This is a genomic window from Bradyrhizobium sp. USDA3010 (genome assembly GCF_056429065.1).
The window spans coordinates 1-254 of the sequence record NZ_JBWJZD010000173.1 but is presented as its reverse complement, the minus strand read 5'-3'; the positions used below and the strand labels follow the sequence as shown (position 1 = coordinate 254).

The window sequence follows — 254 nt, the reverse complement described above, 5'->3', positions numbered from 1 at the left end:
CCTTTCTGGCGAGCGGCTTCGTGCCGGCTAGCGCGAAGATGTAATCGACGCCGTTTTGCTCGCAAAAAGTCATCGCCTCGGGGCCGGCGTAATGGCTGTCGCCGCGGAAGGTGATACGCGTATCGGGGTGAGCGTCACGAGAGGATCACGGGTGCCTGGGCTTGACTTGCGCGGAATGCTCTGGATAGCGCGGTCGGGATGATTGACGCCGCCGGCGCGCGGTGATGGGTTGATCCCGGTTCGGAGCGGGCAAC

1 pseudogene is annotated in these 254 nt (G+C 64.2%); it reads right to left on the bottom strand.

The features are described 5' to 3' along the window. A pseudogene (locus AC066Y_RS43435) lies at positions 1–127 on the bottom strand (transposase); the annotation flags it as partial. Between the last annotated feature and the right edge of the window lie 127 nt (positions 128–254).